This is a genomic window from Microvirga guangxiensis (genome assembly GCF_900102135.1).
Lineage (GTDB): Bacteria > Pseudomonadota > Alphaproteobacteria > Rhizobiales > Beijerinckiaceae > Microvirga > Microvirga guangxiensis.
The window spans coordinates 20,306-35,974 of sequence record NZ_FMVJ01000017.1; the positions used below are offsets into that span (position 1 = coordinate 20,306).

Annotated in this window: 18 protein-coding genes; 8 read left to right on the forward strand and 10 right to left on the reverse strand. The window is 62.7% G+C overall.

The genetic code is table 11. The features are described from left to right. Positions 1 to 20 precede the first annotated feature (20 nt). Positions 21 to 2,033, reverse strand: coding sequence for a threonine--tRNA ligase (thrS, locus tag BLP10_RS20850; protein WP_091139081.1), 2,013 nt, complete (start codon positions 2,031 to 2,033; stop codon positions 21 to 23). A gap of 72 nt (positions 2,034 to 2,105) precedes the next feature. Beyond that, positions 2,106 to 2,468: a membrane protein insertion efficiency factor YidD gene (gene yidD, locus BLP10_RS20855; RefSeq protein ID WP_091139084.1), complete on the reverse strand. Its 363-nt coding sequence runs from the start codon at positions 2,466 to 2,468 to the stop codon at positions 2,106 to 2,108. Between the two features lie 216 nt (positions 2,469 to 2,684). Between yidD and BLP10_RS20860 the strand changes: the two genes are divergently transcribed. Next, entirely contained in the window at positions 2,685 to 3,716 is a 1,032-nt protein-coding gene (locus BLP10_RS20860) for a radical SAM protein (protein ID WP_091139086.1), read from the forward strand. Here the strand turns inward: BLP10_RS20860 and BLP10_RS20865 are convergent. Beyond that, positions 3,713 to 4,153, reverse strand: coding sequence for an iron-sulfur cluster assembly scaffold protein (locus BLP10_RS20865; RefSeq protein ID WP_091139089.1), 441 nt, complete (start codon positions 4,151 to 4,153; stop codon positions 3,713 to 3,715). The genes BLP10_RS20860 and BLP10_RS20865 overlap by 4 nt on opposite strands. Before the next feature lie 174 nt (positions 4,154 to 4,327). Between BLP10_RS20865 and folE the strand changes: the two genes are divergently transcribed. The 4 genes from folE (at position 4,328) to BLP10_RS20885 (ending at position 7,902) form a co-directional block, all read left to right on the forward strand. Continuing rightward, complete coding sequence (folE, locus tag BLP10_RS20870; RefSeq protein WP_091139091.1) at positions 4,328 to 4,960, forward strand: GTP cyclohydrolase I FolE; 633 nt, start codon at positions 4,328 to 4,330, stop codon at positions 4,958 to 4,960. A gap of 183 nt (positions 4,961 to 5,143) precedes the next feature. Continuing rightward, positions 5,144 to 5,560, forward strand: coding sequence for a phosphoribosyl-AMP cyclohydrolase (gene hisI / locus BLP10_RS20875; protein ID WP_091139094.1), 417 nt, complete (start codon positions 5,144 to 5,146; stop codon positions 5,558 to 5,560). A gap of 81 nt (positions 5,561 to 5,641) precedes the next feature. After that, complete coding sequence (locus BLP10_RS20880; RefSeq protein WP_091139096.1) at positions 5,642 to 6,790, forward strand: MFS transporter; 1,149 nt, start codon at positions 5,642 to 5,644, stop codon at positions 6,788 to 6,790. Positions 6,791 to 6,888: 98 nt separating this feature from the next. Next, positions 6,889 to 7,902 (forward strand): patatin-like phospholipase family protein, encoded by a 1,014-nt coding sequence (locus tag BLP10_RS20885; protein ID WP_091139098.1) that lies wholly within the window; start codon positions 6,889 to 6,891, stop codon positions 7,900 to 7,902. Here the strand turns inward: BLP10_RS20885 and BLP10_RS20890 are convergent, their stop codons facing one another. Together BLP10_RS20890 and BLP10_RS20895 are read right to left on the reverse strand one after the other, a co-directional pair. Next, a complete protein-coding gene (locus BLP10_RS20890) occupies positions 7,903 to 8,334 on the reverse strand; it encodes a CBS domain-containing protein (protein ID WP_091139100.1) in 432 nt (143 codons plus the stop codon). It abuts the gene before it with no gap. 131 nt (positions 8,335 to 8,465) lie between these two features. Beyond that, complete coding sequence (locus BLP10_RS20895; RefSeq protein WP_091139103.1) at positions 8,466 to 9,284, reverse strand: rhomboid family intramembrane serine protease; 819 nt, start codon at positions 9,282 to 9,284, stop codon at positions 8,466 to 8,468. A 294-nt stretch (positions 9,285 to 9,578) separates the two neighbouring features. Here BLP10_RS20895 and BLP10_RS20900 point away from each other — a divergent pair, with 294 nt between their 5' ends. Next, a complete protein-coding gene (locus BLP10_RS20900) occupies positions 9,579 to 10,262 on the forward strand; it encodes a transglutaminase-like cysteine peptidase (RefSeq protein ID WP_091139106.1) in 684 nt (227 codons plus the stop codon). Positions 10,263 to 10,301: 39 nt separating this feature from the next. Here the strand turns inward: BLP10_RS20900 and BLP10_RS20905 are convergent, their stop codons facing one another. The 3 genes from BLP10_RS20905 to cysE form a co-directional block, all read right to left on the reverse strand. Then, complete coding sequence (locus tag BLP10_RS20905) at positions 10,302 to 10,832, reverse strand: gamma carbonic anhydrase family protein (protein WP_091139109.1); 531 nt, start codon at positions 10,830 to 10,832, stop codon at positions 10,302 to 10,304. Positions 10,833 to 10,889: 57 nt separating this feature from the next. Next, entirely contained in the window at positions 10,890 to 11,102 is a 213-nt protein-coding gene (locus BLP10_RS20910) for a DUF3126 family protein (protein WP_027315475.1), read from the reverse strand. An 84-nt stretch (positions 11,103 to 11,186) separates the two neighbouring features. Further along, positions 11,187 to 12,023: a serine O-acetyltransferase gene (gene cysE, locus BLP10_RS20915; RefSeq protein ID WP_091139111.1), complete on the reverse strand. Its 837-nt coding sequence runs from the start codon at positions 12,021 to 12,023 to the stop codon at positions 11,187 to 11,189. 81 nt (positions 12,024 to 12,104) lie between these two features. Between cysE and BLP10_RS20920 the strand changes: the two genes are divergently transcribed. Next, positions 12,105 to 12,905, forward strand: a complete 801-nt coding sequence (locus BLP10_RS20920; RefSeq protein WP_091139114.1) for an enoyl-CoA hydratase — start codon at positions 12,105 to 12,107, stop codon at positions 12,903 to 12,905. A 3-nt stretch (positions 12,906 to 12,908) separates the two neighbouring features. Here BLP10_RS20920 and BLP10_RS20925 read toward each other — a convergent pair whose 3' ends face one another. Further along, complete coding sequence (locus BLP10_RS20925) at positions 12,909 to 13,394, reverse strand: class I SAM-dependent methyltransferase (protein WP_091139117.1); 486 nt, start codon at positions 13,392 to 13,394, stop codon at positions 12,909 to 12,911. 237 nt (positions 13,395 to 13,631) lie between these two features. Beyond that, a complete protein-coding gene (locus BLP10_RS20930; protein ID WP_091139119.1) occupies positions 13,632 to 14,396 on the reverse strand; it encodes an alpha/beta fold hydrolase in 765 nt (254 codons plus the stop codon). A gap of 1,008 nt (positions 14,397 to 15,404) precedes the next feature. On the opposite strand from BLP10_RS20930, the gene BLP10_RS20935 reads away from it, so the two are divergent. Further along, positions 15,405 to 15,668 (forward strand): zinc-finger domain-containing protein, encoded by a 264-nt coding sequence (locus BLP10_RS20935; RefSeq protein WP_091139122.1) that lies wholly within the window; start codon positions 15,405 to 15,407, stop codon positions 15,666 to 15,668. Position 15,669: the final 1 nt, after the last annotated feature.

Below are 15,669 nucleotides of genomic sequence, written 5' to 3' on the forward strand. Positions count from 1 at the left end.
CTCAATGATGCGATGAGGTCTTAAGCCACAGTCCGCTCGACCACGTGCTGTCCGTCGAGAGTGGCGTGGCCTTCCGGCTCCGCCACTGCCTGCGCGACACGCTTGAGATCCGGCGTGATCGCCTCTTCGGCGAGCGCCTTCAGGGCCTCGTCGAGCGACATGGACTTCTGGTCCTGGCTGCCGAGGCGACGGATCGAGACAGTGCGCTCGGCGGCTTCCTTGCGGCCGACCACGAGGAGCACAGGCACCTTCACCAGCGAATGCTCGCGGACCTTGTAGTTGATCTTCTCGTTGCGAAGATCGGCCTCGACGCGAAGGCCTGCGGCTTCGGCAGCCTTCACCACTTCCATGGCATATTCGTCGCCCTCGGAGGTGATGGTGGCCACCACCACTTGCGTCGGCGCTAGCCAGAGCGGGAAGTGACCGGCGAAGTGCTCGATTAGGATGCCGGTGAAGCGCTCCATGGAGCCGCAGATCGCGCGGTGCACCATGACGGGCGTCTTCTTCTGGCCGTCCGCATCCACATAGAACGCGCCGAACCGCTCCGGCAGGTTGAAGTCCACCTGCGTGGTGCCGCACTGCCAGTCGCGGCCGATGGCATCGCGCAGCACGTACTCGAACTTCGGCCCGTAGAACGCGCCCTCGCCCGGGTTGATCGCGGTCTTGATGCGTCCGCCGGACTGATCCTCGATCTGCTTGAGCACGCGGGTCATCACCTCTTCGGCGTGATCCCACATCTCGTCGGTGCCGACGCGCTTTTCAGGGCGCGTGGAAAGCTTCACGACGATATCGCCGAAGCCGAAATCGGCATAGGTGGAGAGGATCAGGTCGTTGATCTTCAGGCATTCCTCGGCAAGCTGCTCTTCCGTGCAGAAGATATGCGCGTCGTCCTGCGTGAAGCCGCGTACACGCATGAGGCCGTGCAGCGCGCCCGACGGCTCGTAGCGATGCACGTTGCCGAATTCGGCGAGGCGCAGCGGCAGGTCGCGGTACGACTTCAGGCCGTGCTTGAAGATCTGCACGTGACCCGGGCAGTTCATCGGCTTGATCGCGAAGACGCGATCGTCCTCGGTCTGCGTCGCGAACATGTTCTCGCGGTACCAGCCCCAGTGACCGGAGGTTTCCCACAGAGCCTTGTCGAGGATCTGCGGCGCGTTGACCTCCTTGTACTCGCCCTTCAGGCGGCGGCGCATGTAGGAGATCAGCTCCTGGAACACCGTCCAGCCCTTCGGATGCCAGAACACGACGCCCGGCCCCTCCTCCTGGAAGTGGAACAGGTCCATCTCACGGCCGAGACGACGGTGATCGCGCTTCTCGGCTTCCTCGAGCTGATGGATGTAGTTGTCGAGGTCTTCCTGGCTCGCCCAAGCGGTCGCGTAGATGCGGGTGAGCATCGCGTTGTTGGAGTCGCCGCGCCAATAGGCGCCTGCGACCTTCATGAGCTTGAACGCGTTGCCGATCTTGCCCGTGGAAGACATGTGCGGACCACGGCAGAGATCGAACCAGTCGCCCTGGAAATAGATCTTCAGATCCTGGCCTTCCGGGATCGCGTCGATGAGCTCGATCTTGTAGGTCTCGCCCTTCTCGGCGAACACCTTCTTGGCCTTGTCGCGGCTCCACACTTCCTTCGTGAAGGGCTTATCGCGCGCGATGATCTCGCGCATCTTCGCCTCGATGGCCGGGAAGTCTTCCGGCGTGAAGGGCTCGTTGCGCGCGAAGTCGTAATAGAAGCCATTCTCGATCACGGGACCGATGGTCACCTGCGTTCCCGGGAACAGCTCCTGCACCGCCTCGGCGAGCACGTGCGCGGCATCGTGCCGGATCAGCTCCAGCGAGCGCGGGTCCTCGCGGTTCAAAAATTCGATCTTGGCATCCTCTGTGATCGGATCGGCGAGATCCGTCACGGTGCCGTCCAGCGCCATGGCGACCGTGCGCTTGGCGAGCGACTTGGCAATGCCTTCCACGATCTCGCGGCCGGAAATGCCGGGCTCGTACTGGCGCTGGGCGCCATCGGGAAATGTCAGGGTAATCATCGTCACAATGTCTCCTGGCTCACTCCTGCCAACGGAGCAGGTAAGCGGGGGCCGACGGTTTGTTGGAAAAGGCTAAGACCGGTCGCCGTCAGGTTCGACCGCCTCGCACGTCATCGGGGGAGCGTTGACGCCCCGCCAGCGACCATAGGCCCACGGCTTATACCAGCCCGAGCCTTCGGGCAATGTTTCAGGAACATTGTCGATGCCGTGGGTGCCGAAGGGACCGCAGCGGCAGATGCGGGCCAAGCCCATCCAGCCCCCCGCCCAGAAGCCATGCTTCTGGATCGCCTCGTCCGTGTATTCGGAACAGGACGGCAGGTGCCGGCACTGGCGGCCGATCAGCCCCGACAGGCTCAGCTGATAGCCTCGGATCGCCAAGTGAGCGGCCTTGCGGGGAAATTGCCTTACCGCCGTCGTTTCAGGCCTGCGTGTCACCTATGGCTCCCAATCTGCTGGCATGCATGGGCCTTCATGTAGAGGCAGCGGGCGCGAGACCCAAGACCCAGCCTCCAAGCCCTAGCCTCCAAGACCCCTCCTTAAAGCCACTGGCTTTCAAATGGTGCTGAGCGGCATTCCGAAAAACATATTGTGTTATAATGTTTCGCATATAATCTGAGTGCTGGATCTCTCAGAAGGGCAGGATCAAGAGCAATGACGATCACGATCGGCAAGTTCATCTGGGATATTACCTACGCTTGCCCTCTGCAGTGCATCCATTGCTACACGGAATCGGGCCGCAGGCCCGCACGGGCGTTGGATCGGGATGCGGCCATGCGCGTGGTCGATGTGATCCTAAGGGCTCAACCGCAGAAGATCTCCATCAGCGGAGGAGAACCCCTATCGGTCCGCTGGTCCCTCGAGGCCATGAAGCGCCTGCATGACGCGGGCATCGCCGTGACCCTGTTCACCAGCGGCTGGTCGATGCCGGATAAGACGGCCGCAGCCCTCGCGGATGCGGTGGCCAGCGTCGCGGTGAGCATCGACGGAGCCGATGCTTCCATCCACGACATGATCCGGGCTCGCTCGGGCGCCTTCGATCGCGGCATGAAGGCTCTGGATGCCCTGCATCGAGTGAAAACGGAGCGTCTTGCCGCCGGGCAAAGCTGCTTCACACTGGGCATCGACTACACCCTCACCCGCTCGAACGCCAAGGAAGCGGACCTGGAGCGGTTCGTCGAGGCTGCCTCGAAGCGGTTTCCGAAGCTCGACTTCATCCGCTTCGGCGCTGTCATCCCCTCGGGCCTTGCAGCCGAGCCGGGCTATGAGGCCAGCGAGCTTCTCTCCATCGAGGAGCTGATCGAACTGATCGCCGTCGGACAGCGCCTGAACGCCTGTGCCGTCAACGCTCTCGACATCTCTGTCACCGATGTCAGGTATTTCCTGCCTCAGCCAGGCGTCAGCGCCGTCGACCTGGATATTGCGCATCTTGAGCCCGATGGCGCTCTCCGCGCCTTTCCGATTTACGAAGCGAAGGTCGGGAATGTTCTCGAGGAATCCCTTGATGTCCTTTGGCCCAAGGTTCGGGCGTGGCGCTCGGACCCCTTCGTCGCCGGGCTGATGGAATCGGTCAAGACCATGGCCGATTGGGCCAACACGGCCCGCACCCTCGACCGGCGCTACGGTTCCCCGGACGACCGGGAGCGCATTGCACGGCGCGGGCAGGCCGAGCTGGAACTGGCCTAGCTCATGTCTCGGCGCGCCTCGATCTGATCAAGGGCATCGACCACTGCGTCGAATGTCAGCAGAATCGAGGCATGACGGGCCTTGTAGTCCCGAAGGGGCTCAAGAACCTTCAAGTCCTCCCACTTGCCCTGCGGCGGCTCGCCGTTCTCCTTGAGAAGCCGGGTCGCCGCTTCTCTCACCTCACGCAGTTCCTGGGCCGTGGAGCCGATGACGTGCTGCCCCATGATCGCGCAGGACGCCTGGCCGAGGGCGCAGGCCTTCACGTCGTGGGCGAAACCGGTCACCACATTGCCTTCGAGCTTCAGGTCGACCGTCACGGTGGAGCCGCAGAGCTTCGAGCGCGCCATCGCCGACGCGTCGGGCTCGGGCAGGCGTCCGAGGTGAGGGATATTTGCCGCAAGCTCGAGGATGCGGCGGCTATAGATATCGTTCAGCATTCCGGTCTATGAATGTTACCTATGGGAACGTTCTCCGTTCCCGGTCCATCTAATATAGAGATCATGACCGAACTCCGCGACAGGGCTGTGTGTTGCCTTTAAGACGGAAGACGGGAGTGGAAACGCCGGAGGCATCCCCCGCTTCCGCATAGTTTTAGTTGAGAGAGGCTCCACATGAACGATGTGGTTAAGTCCTTGTCCCCGCGTCTGATTCCAGCCGCCGACAAGTCTGACGACCGTCCCACCCGGGAGGAAGCCGAAGCGGCTGTTCGCACCCTGCTCCGCTGGGCGGGCGACGATCCGCAGCGCGAGGGCCTGCTGGAAACCCCCAAGCGAGTGGCCAAGGCCTTCAAGGAATTTTATTCCGGCTACGAGGACGATCCGAAGGATGTCCTGAATAAAATCTTCGCTGAAGTGGAAGGTTACGACGATATCGTGCTCGTGCGCGACATCCCCTTCTATTCCCATTGCGAGCACCACATGGTGCCCTTCTACGGCATGGCTCACATCGCCTATTACCCCACCAAGGGTGTCGTGGGCCTGTCCAAGCTCGCCCGCCTCGTGGAGGTCTATGCCCGCCGCCTCCAGACCCAGGAGACCATGACGGCGCAGATCGCGGCCGCGATCGAGCAGTTCCTCGAGCCGCGGGGCGTGGCCGTGATGATCGAGGCCGAGCACATGTGCATGTCCATGCGCGGCGTGCAGAAGGCCGGCGCCATGACCATCACCACCCAGTTTACCGGCGCCTTCAACGACGCCGCCGAGCAGGTGCGCTTCCTCACGCTCGTGAGACACGGTAAGGCTTGAGGCGCTAAACGTTTCTGCGAACGTTCGACTTGAACCCAGCCCTCATCCTGAGGGGGATTGCGCAGCAATCCGTCTCGAAGGAGGATTCGGTGAATGCTGGAGCCTCCTTCGAGACGCCGCTTGCAGCGGCTCCTCGGGAGGAGGTTTTTGCTAACCTGAAAAGCCTTTAGCTTCGAGACTCCCATGTGCGCGTCCTGCCCCAGCATCTTCCCGGCTCCCGGCCCCAAAGCCGAACTTGAGGAAGGCTCAGCCCTCACTCCGCGCTTCGGTGCGGACGGGCTCGTCACCTGCGTGACCACCGATGCGGCGACGGGCGAATTGCTGATGGTGGCGCACATGAACGCCGAGGCCCTCGCCAAGACCCTTGAGACCGGCGAGGCCTGGTACTGGTCGCGTTCGCGCGGCGAGCTTTGGCACAAGGGAGCAACGAGCGGCCAGATCCAGACCGTCGTCGAGATGCGCGTCGATTGCGATCAGGACGCCCTGTGGCTCAAGGTGAACGTGGCGGGCGATGGCGGCTGCTGCCACACGGGCCGCCGTTCCTGTTTCTACCGTAAAGTGGAAACGGCGGACGGCAAATCCGGTCTCGTCCCCGTCTAAGGCCAGCCGCGCATCGGCGAGGGGCTGCCCCGCTTTCTTCGACGGGTTTCAAATCGGCTGCATCCCGCTACAAGCGGCGGCATGACAAGACGCGATCTCCTCCCGGCCCGCGCGGCCGTCAGCGCCACGTTCTTCGGCAACGGCTTCGGCATCGGCATCTGGGCGGCGCAATTGCCCCGGTTCAAGGCCGCACTCGGCCTCTCCGACGGACAGCTCAGCATCGGCCTCCTCGCTTTCTCCATCGGCGCGGTGCTGCTCATGCCGATCATCGGTTGGGTGATCACGCATGTGGGCAGCCGTCTCGCGACCCTTGTGGCGGCCCTTGCCTTCACTGTCGGCATGCTGCTCATCGGCCTTGCCCCCAGTCTGAGCCTCTTCGTCGCAGCATCTTTCCTGACGGGCGCGTTCAACGGCTCGCTCGACATTTCCATGAACACCAACGCCACGGTGGTCGAGAGGGCCTGGGGGCAGGCGATCATGTCGTCGTTTCATGCCTTCTTCAGTCTCGGAGGCCTCGTAGGCGCGGCCGCTTCGGGACTGCTGATCTCCCTCGACCTGTCGATCTTCTCGACCATGCTGGTCTCCTGCATCTTCATGGGGCTGCTTTTCTTGAGCGCGGCTTTCGGCATGATGGTGGAAACGGACAAGATGGCGACCGAGGGCCACGGCTTCGCCCTGCCCCGCGGTCCCGTGGTGATCGTCGCGGTGCTCGCCATGTTCTGCTTCATCGTCGAAGGCGCGATGGTGGACTGGACGGCGATCTATCTGGAAACCGTTGCGGGCATGGAACTGCAGAAGGCGTTCATCGGCTTTGCGGCCTTCTCGCTCACCATGACCATCTGCCGTTTCCTCGGCGATGCGGTCGTGCGCCGCCTGGGCCGCGCCCGCACCATGCGGCTCGGCGGCCTGCTGGCAGCGGCCGGCCTCCTCCTCGCAACCGCTCTGCCGCACCCGGTTTCAGCCACCCTCGGCTTCGCCCTCATCGGCTTCGGCCTTGCGAACCTCGTGCCGGTCCTCTTCAGCACGGCGGCGCAGATCCCAGGGGTCGCCCCGAGCGCGGGTGTCGCCATGGTGGCGACCCTTGGTTATGGCGGCTACCTCATGGGCCCGCCCCTCATCGGCTTCGGGGGCGATATCGTGGGGCTTCGCGCAATGCTTGCAGGCCTGATCCTGTTCGCGCTCACCATCAGCATTTTGTCGCATCGGGCCCTTCGCTCCTCCACTGTTTAGTTTTCGGCAACGCGACCTAATTGAAACTTGAGGGTAGCGTTCATGCGGCCTTCACCGGATTGGCTCATGAATGGAACGAGCGGCCTTGGAGTGAAGCCATGTTGTGGGACGGGATTGCCCGGCGCAGCGCCGGAATCGGCGGAGGCGGAGGCTCGATGGACGAAACCAAACAACCGATCGAGCATACCCCACGCGCGAAGGTGAAGATCGGCCTCGCCCTCGGCGGCGGCGCGGCGCGCGGCTGGTCCCATATCGGCGTGCTGCGGGTTCTCGAAGAGGCCGGCATTGTCCCCGATGTGATCGCCGGCTGCTCCATCGGCGCGGTGGTCGGCGGCTGCTACGCCGCGGGAAAGCTCGACGAGCTCGAGGCCTTTTCCCTGTCGCTCACGAAGCGGCGCGTCATGGGCCTGCTCGATTTCCATTTCAGTGGCGCGGGTCTGATCGCTGGAGGGCGTCTTCAGAGGCTTCTCGATCAGGACCTCACCGATCGCCGCGTCGAGACCCTGCCCATCAAGTTCTGCACCATCGCCACGGAGCTGACGAGCGGCCACGAAATCTGGCTGACCCGCGGACCTCTCGTCCAGGCGATGCGGGCCTCCTATGCCCTGCCCGGCGTGTTCGATCCCGTTCTAATCGGTGGACGATGGCTCATGGATGGCGCGCTGGTGAACCCCATTCCGATCACAGCGGCACGCGCCCTCGGCGCTGACCTCGTGATCTGCGTGAACCTCAACGGCGAAGTGCGGGTGCGCGGAACGGTCATCCAATCCTACGATTCCGAGACGAGCGATCAGAAGGAAATCGAGGAAGTCATCGAGGACGCGCCCCGCAAGTGGAGTCTCTTCTCGAGCACGCGCGGCGAGCGGCAGCGCAAGCCCGACGCGCCCGGCATGGCGACGGTGATGGTGGATGCCTTCAACATCACCCAGGACCGCATCGCGCGTTCACGCCTCGCAGGGGATCCGCCGGACGTCATGATTGCGCCCAAGCTGGCGAAGATGGGCCTGTTCGAGTTCCACCGCGCGCAGGAATGCATCACGCTCGGGCGACAGGCCACGGAACGCGCCCTGCCGGATATTCTGGAGCTGATCCAGGAATCGCAAGCAACCTGATCAGGCGGTTGCGATGTATTCCTTGATCGCCTGACTCTCGGCCTCGATCTCCTCCACGCGCTGCTTCACCACATCTCCGATGGAAATGATGCCGATGAGCTGCCCTCCCTCGACGACGGGAACGTGGCGGAACTTCTGCTGCGTCATCAGCTCCATGAGATCGTTGATGGAGCTGCGGCCTGTACACGTCACCACCTGCCCGGTCATGAAGCGGGAGACCGGCTCATCGAGCGCCTGCGGTCCGTGAGTGGCGACAGCCTTGACGATATCGCGCTCGGAGAGAATGCCGGCGACCGGCTGCCTGCCATCCACGACCACCACGGCACCGATCCTGCGCTCGGAGAGAAGCCGGGCCGCATCGGCCAGCGAGCGCCCCGCTTCCATGGAGACGACATTGCGTCCTTTCAGCGAAAGGATCTGATCGACATTCATGTTTTCCCTCCCGTTGAGCGGCGCGAGGAGCCGTTGGGCGTCGCAGCCGCCAGGATCGACCAAGGCTGTCCCATGAATGAGGGATAACCCTGCGTCAGCTCTAGGGATGATTGAGCGAAACCACGGCGCTTTCAAGCCGAGATATGGCGCCCGTCCAGCGGGATCGGGTCGAGCCAGGGGAAAATGAACAGCCCGACGAGGAATCCGCCCACATGCGCTTCCCAGGCAATGTTACCCTCGGCCATGCCGATGGGCTGGACGACGGCGAAGAGGTAGTTGGTGGCAAACCACACGCCGAGGAAAACCAGGAAAGGCCGGTTCCTGATGATGTGGGCGAAAGCCTGGCGGGGCCGCTCATGGGGTTCCGTGAGGCGCCCTTCCCAATGCCACGTCGCGGGCGCAAACATGAACCAGGCGGCGGCGGCCATGAGGCCGGAGACCGCACCCGACGCGCCGATCATCGGTATGACCTGCATGGGGTTGATCGCCACATAGAGGACGGCGCCGCCGATGGCCGACAGCATGGACAGAAGAAAGAAGCGCCACGCCCCGCAACGGCGCGCGATCGGGGTGCCGAAAGCCGCAAGCCAGATGCTGTTGATGAGCAGATGCACCCAGGAGCCGTGAAGCAGCGCATAGCTCAAAGCCGTCCAGGGGCGTCCCTCCCCGTCGCCGAGAATGTACTGGGCGAAGGCGGCGATGGGCTCCATCGCATTCTCGGACGCGCCCTGCTGCAGCATCCGGACAACTTCCTGGCTGTCGACCCCGCCATAAGCCACCGCCCAGCGGGCGGGAATCACCGCCCAGTCGATCACCACCTGAAAATCGGTCTCCTCGGACAGGAAGAACATCCGAAAGGCATGAATCGCTACCAGGACGAGAATGCTGAAGGTCACTATCGACGGCAGATTGAAAATCGGCTCGCGAACACGGGGCTGACGCAATGGCATGGACAACTTTTTCTCAGGCTGGCAGCATAGGGAATCAGAGCTGGCAGCGGGCGGCGAACTTCTTGAGGTAGCCTTCTATGTGGAATCCGGCCCAAGGAAAACCAAGCATTTAGCTTGACCTTTCCCTGACCCAGAGGAATGCTTTCCTCTCTCCGGTCATACTTAGAACTTTTTTGTTAACCATAACGGAACCGCCAGCAGGCGCGACGCGTTAACTCACCTTTTACTTTCCGCTTGAGCCGGAAATGCAACCATGTCAGTTTGGTTAAAAGAACATTAACCGGCTGGTGGGGCATGCGGCAGGATTATTTCAAAAAAAGCGTTTTCAGCGGTTCAAACGAGAAGTTTTCCTTCTCTGGCAATTTCATCAAGGCAGCCATCGTTTCGGCACTCATGGTATGCGCAGGCGGCGCAGCTCAGGCTCAGACCCTGGCTTCGCTCCCCTCCTCCAGCAATCCGATTGCCAGCATGGGCACGGCGAAGCCTCTCGTGGCTTGGACGAAATTCTGCGACAGCAATCCTGCTGAATGCGCCGTCAACGTGAACGAGGCCGACGTCATCGAACTGACGCCGCAGGTCTGGAAGACCATCGTCTCCGTCAACCAGCGCGTGAATTCCACCATCAAGGCCGTGACCGACGCGGACCATTGGGGCGTCGTGGATATCTGGGACTTCGCCGAGGACGGCCGTGGCGATTGCGAGGACTTCCAGCTTCTGAAGCGCCGCATTCTCGCGGAGAGCGGCCTTCCGCGCCGCGCCATGCGCATGACGGTCGTGATCGACGAGCTCGGCGAAGGCCACGCGGTGCTGATGGTTCGCACCAATCGCGGCGATTACGTGCTCGACAACAAGACCTCTTCGGTCCTGCCCTGGAGCAAGACCGGCTACGTCTACATCAAGCGCGAGAGCCAGGATCAGGTTGGCTGGGTTTCGCTGGGCGGCATCGCCACCTCGCCGACCACCACCGCGAACCGCTAAGACCGGTTCGAACTTTCCGAATTCAAAGCATGAGGCGGGTCAGTCGATCCGCCTCATTCCTTTTGCGAAGCGCTGCCAGTTCGCCACGTAGCCCCTAGCCGACCAGCGCAGCCTCTCGATGGCCGCCTCGTCCAGCACGCGGATCGCCTTGGCGGGCGCACCGACTATGAGGCTGTTGTCCGGAAATTCCTTGCCTTCCATGACGAGGGCGTTGGCGCCGACGAGGCAATTCTTGCCGATACGGACATGGTTGAGCACGGTCGCTCCCATGCCGATGAGGGAATTCTCGCCGATGGTGCAGCCATGCAGGATGGCGCTGTGGCCGATGGTGCAGCCCGCGCCCACAGTCAGCGGCGCGCCCATGTCCGTGTGAAGCACGGCCCCTTCCTGGATGTTCGTGCCCTCGCCGATGTCGATGAGTTCATTGTCGCCGCGCAGCACGGCTCCGAACCAGACGCCGACATCCGCGCCGAGCTTGACCTTGCCGATCACATGAGCATCCGGGGCGATCCAGAAACGGCCCTCTTCCGGCAGCATGGGAGAAACATCGTCGAGGCTGTAGATCGGCATGGAGCTCCTCGAAATGAAAACGGCAGAACCGGAAGGTTCTGCCGTGAATGGTGCCGCTTAGTCCTCGAGATCCGTGTCGAGGATCGCCATGGTGAAGTTGAAGGAGCGGTCCCCGTCCTCGTCGTCGACGAAGAGCACGCCGACGAATTCCTCACCAATGTAAACTTCCGCCGAGTCGGTCTTCTTGGGGCGACCGACAACTCGGATCGAGTGGTTCGCAAAGGTCTGGCGCAGGTAGCGCTCGACTTTCGCCATCTCCGTTTTGTCCACTACAGGTCCTTTCTCAACTTGTTCGGCATCAGCCATTGCCACGCCCGGCCAACGCGGGCAAGCGGGGTTGAGTTCTTCTCCCCGTCAGATCCCCTCGGCTTCGGACAGCCGGTGATCCATGGAGAGAGCAGGCTCTTCGCACCCGGCCGTGCCCACAACCTTGGCCGGAACGCCGGCGACGGTCGCGTTATGGGGCACGGGTTTCAGAACCACGGAACCCGCAGCAATTCTCGCGCAATGGCCTACCTCGATATTGCCGAGGATTTTGGCTCCGGCTCCGATGAGCACGCCATGGCGGATCTTCGGGTGGCGGTCGCCGCGCTCCTTGCCGGTCCCGCCCAGCGTCACGTCCTGGAGCATGGACACGTTGTCCTCGATGATGGCGGTCGCGCCGACCACGAGGCCGGTGGCGTGATCGAGGAAGATGCCGCGCCCGATCCGCGCAGCGGGATGAATATCCGTCTGGAAGGTGTCGGAGGAGCGGCTCTGAAGATAGAGCGCGAAATCCTGTCGGCCCCGGCTCCAGAGCCAATGGGCCAGACGATGCGTCTGGATGGCATGGAAGCCCTTGAAATAGAGCACCGGCTCGATGGCCCGGGTCACGACCGGATCACGGTCCAGCACAGCGCTGATATCGGCCCGGAAGGCCTCGCCGATGCTCTTGTCCTGCTCGACAGCCTCCAGGAAGACCTGCTCGATGATATCGGCCGGTAGGGCCGCGTGGCCCAGGCGCGAGGCGACACGGTGAATCACCGCGGCCTCCAGGCTCGGCTGGTGCAGGATGGCGCTCAGCACGAAACCGCCGAGAGCGGGCTCGGCCTGAACGACGGCTTCAGCCTCGGTCCGCAGCCGGTTCCAGAGCGGATCGACCTTGCCGGCGAGAAAATCCGGATTTCCGGACTTCAAGCGCGTCTGTGCCATGATAATCTCCTTGCCGGCTCGGCTCTTAACTCATCACATACATAAGAAGTCGCGGCCCCATACCATAGATCCCCGGACCCCATGAACGCCTCTTTTTCGTCTAGCAGCCCCAAGCTCACTGCATCCGTCGACGGTCCCATCGCGACGCTTGCCATCGACAATCCGGCGAAGCGCAACGCCCTGGACCTGGAAATGTGGCGAGCCCTCCCCGGCATTCTCGAAGCCCTGGACAAGGACGAGAGCGTGCGCGTGATCGTCCTGCGCGGCGCAGGACTGGAATCCTTCGCCTCCGGCGCCGACATCGCGGAGTTCGAAACCGTGCGCGCCGATGCCGAAGGCGGACGGGCCTACGAGGCGATCAACGAGGCGGCCTTCTGGGCCGTCGCCCATTGCTCGAAACCGGTGATCGCCATGATCCGTGGCTTTTGCCTCGGTGGCGGGTTCGGACTGGCGCTCTCCTGCGACCTGCGCATTGCCTCCGAGAGCGCGGTGTTCGGCATTCCCGCGGCACGGCTCGGAATCGGCTATCCGCCGGGTGCGATGAGGTTGGTGACGGCGGCCGTCGGCGCGCCTGCCGCCAAGGACCTGTTCTACACGGCGCGCCGCATCAATGCCGAGGAAGCGCAGCGCCTCGGCGTCGTTCAGCGCGTGGTGCAGGACGATGTTCTCGAGAACATCACTTTCGACATGGCGCATGACATCGCGAGAAACGCGCCGCTCACGATCCGCGCCGCGAAAGCCGCCATCGATGACGCGATGGGGCTCGCGCATCCCCACACCGATCCTGTCGCGCTGGCCGACCAATGCTTCGACAGCGCGGATGCGGTGGAGGGGCGCACGGCTTTCCTGGAAAAACGCCAGCCCATCTTCAAGGGCCGTTGAGGCTCAGCGCCGGTAGACGAAGTAGCGGCCTTCGGAAACACCCGTTTGCGCGGAAATGTCCGCGCATGATGGAAGATCGAAAGCGCGATCGGCCACGAGAAGACCGCCCGGCTGCAGCAGGCTTTCAATCAGTGGGGAAAGCCGCTGCGCAAGCTCACGATTGGCCTGCGCGTCACCGGTGCCGATATCCGCATGGACCAGCGCCGCAGAGCCTGCGCCGAAGCGTTCGGTGAAAAGCGGCAGGGTCTCGAAGATATCGCCGACGATGAGATATTCGTCCGGCGGAATGCAATCGGGATGCGCTGCAGGCGAGCGTTCGAACACATAGATCTCGCGTCCCGGCAAACGTTCCCGCAGGTGATCGTAGGTGCGCCCGTTCCCGAGGCCGAGTTCGAGCACGAGGCCCTGCGCGGATATTTCACGCGTCGCCCAATCCAAAAGATCGCGCTGCGCCGTCAACCGGCGAATGACGCTGTCGAGTCGTGTCATCCCTGTCTCCTTCGGGGAGGAAGTGGAGGAACAAAGGTTTTAGTCAATGAAGAGTCCACGCCTTTCGCTTCACAGGTCAGCACCCCTCGACCGTATCTCGATCCTCATCCTGAGGAGCAGCCGTAAGCTGCGTCTCGAAGGAGGCTCCAGAGCGCACTGAACCCTCCTTCGAGACGGCACTACGTGCCTCCTCAGGATGAGGGTTGTGCAAGGGAGAAGAAAGGCAGAGCGCCCCACTCACGGCCTGCGAGCGAGAAACTCCAGCACGCCTTGCTTGTGCACCTTGTCGCCGACCGCGAGGTTGTGATCGCGACCGGGGATGTCGAGGCCGGTTGCATTCGGCAACAGCTTCACGAGTTCCGGCCCCGAGCCCGCCACATCGTCGTTGGTGCCGACGGAAACCAGAGTCGGCAGCGTGATGGATGCAACCTCCTCTTTCGTCAGCGCCTGACGGGAGCCGCGAATGCATGCGGCGAGCGCTTTCAAGTCGCTGCCGTTCTGTTCGGCGAAAGCGCGGAACATGCGCTGCATCGGATCGGTCAACTCATCCAGCGAACGCGCTTCCATGGCATCGGCAATGCCGAGCGGAAGCCCGACGCCGTCGATGAGATGAATGCCGAGACCGCCCAGCATCGCGGAGCGCATGCGTTCGGGCGAGGCCAACGCCATATGCGCGGTGATGCGCGCGCCCATGGAATAACCCATCACGTCGGCGCGCTCGATGCCGAGATGATCGAGAAGACGCACGCCGTCCTCCGCCATGCGGTAGGAATGATAAGCGTCGGGATCGTAGAGCTTTTCGCTCTCGCCATGTCCGCGGTTGTCGAAGGCGATCACGCGATAACCCTCGCGCGTCAGCGTCTTCACCCAGAGCGGGTTGACCCAGTTCACCGCATGGCTCGAGGCGAAGCCGTGGATCAGCAGGATCGGATCGCCCTGCCCCTCATGGGGAGGCACGTCGATATAGGCGATGCTGACGCCGTTGGAATTGAAATAGCGCATGGGACAACGGGGGCTGATGACGATTGCCGCGCAACCTAAGCACCCGCTCTCCCGAATACAATCGCTTTGAGCAGCAGGCTCGGGCACGACATGGGCGTCGAGATAGCACGATTGCCGGCGCAAAAGGCACGGTGCAGTCGGATTGCGCCGCTTGGGACGAGGCGCAACAAAACTTGGAGGCACACGACGAGTCCGGCGCGCTTCCCTCCCCCTTGCGGGGAGGGATCGAGGGTGGGGGTCGGACAGTCAGAGCGCTTTGTTGATCCAGGAAGCTCAACAGCCCTACAGCGTCCCCTCTCCTGGGTGGGAGAGGGGCAGGGGTGAGGGAAAGCCCTCTCCGGACAAGGCTCAGTCCTAACCGCTCGGGAGAATTGGATCTGCGCTTCACTGGTTTGATGTCTCACCCGGTCGATCGACCCCCACCCCTTCCCCTCCCCGCAAGGGGGAGGGAACACACACATCAGCCTCCGCGCTCCTTGGCTCTATGAGGCGGATGATATGTTCTTACTTTGTTCTTGACTGTTGTCCTAACCTGGGCTATAGCTATGGACATCCGGCTCCAAGAGGGGCGCGCTCGCGAGGCGTCGCATGTGTGGGGTTGGGAGCGGTCCTGTGCAGGTGCTGACGCAGCGCCTGGATGGGAGGCCCATCGCTGAAAGATGCGGTGTCCGCCTAAACAAACCGTGCGCGAGGAGCCGTCGGGTTCTTCCCACACTCGATCAACGAGCCGGACGCCTCCTCGCGCCCTCCCTCGACCCAAACCTCGGAGCCACACGCTCGCGAGGATACTCCCGCTCGCTCTTTGACACCTCGTCAGCCCCCAAACCGGCTATCTCGTTTCGAACGCGCAATGCCGTTCTGATGGAATGTCCGGGCCTGCCGCCCTTGCGAGCGGGCAACATCGCTCCGATGAGGAAGGCTTGGGCGAGGGGAAAATTTTTGCTCTAGGCGCATGGCGCTTCGGCCATTATGGTGCGCGCGAATTTCACGGCTTTCAGAACAACGGCAATGGCTGACAAAGGTACACCCCACTTCCACAACGATCCGGGCGTTCCCGTCATTCATGTGGGCTCCAAGGAGTTCATGTGCATCGGAGCCACGCCTCCCTTCGATCATCCCCATATCTTCATCGACATGGGCTATGACACCGAGACGGTCTGCTCCTATTGCTCGACCCTGTTCAAGTACGACCCTTCGCTGAAGGTGGACGAAGCTCGCCCGGCCGAGTGCGTCTGGGAGCCCGACTTCGCAACCTCCCCTTCATCGCGGTAAG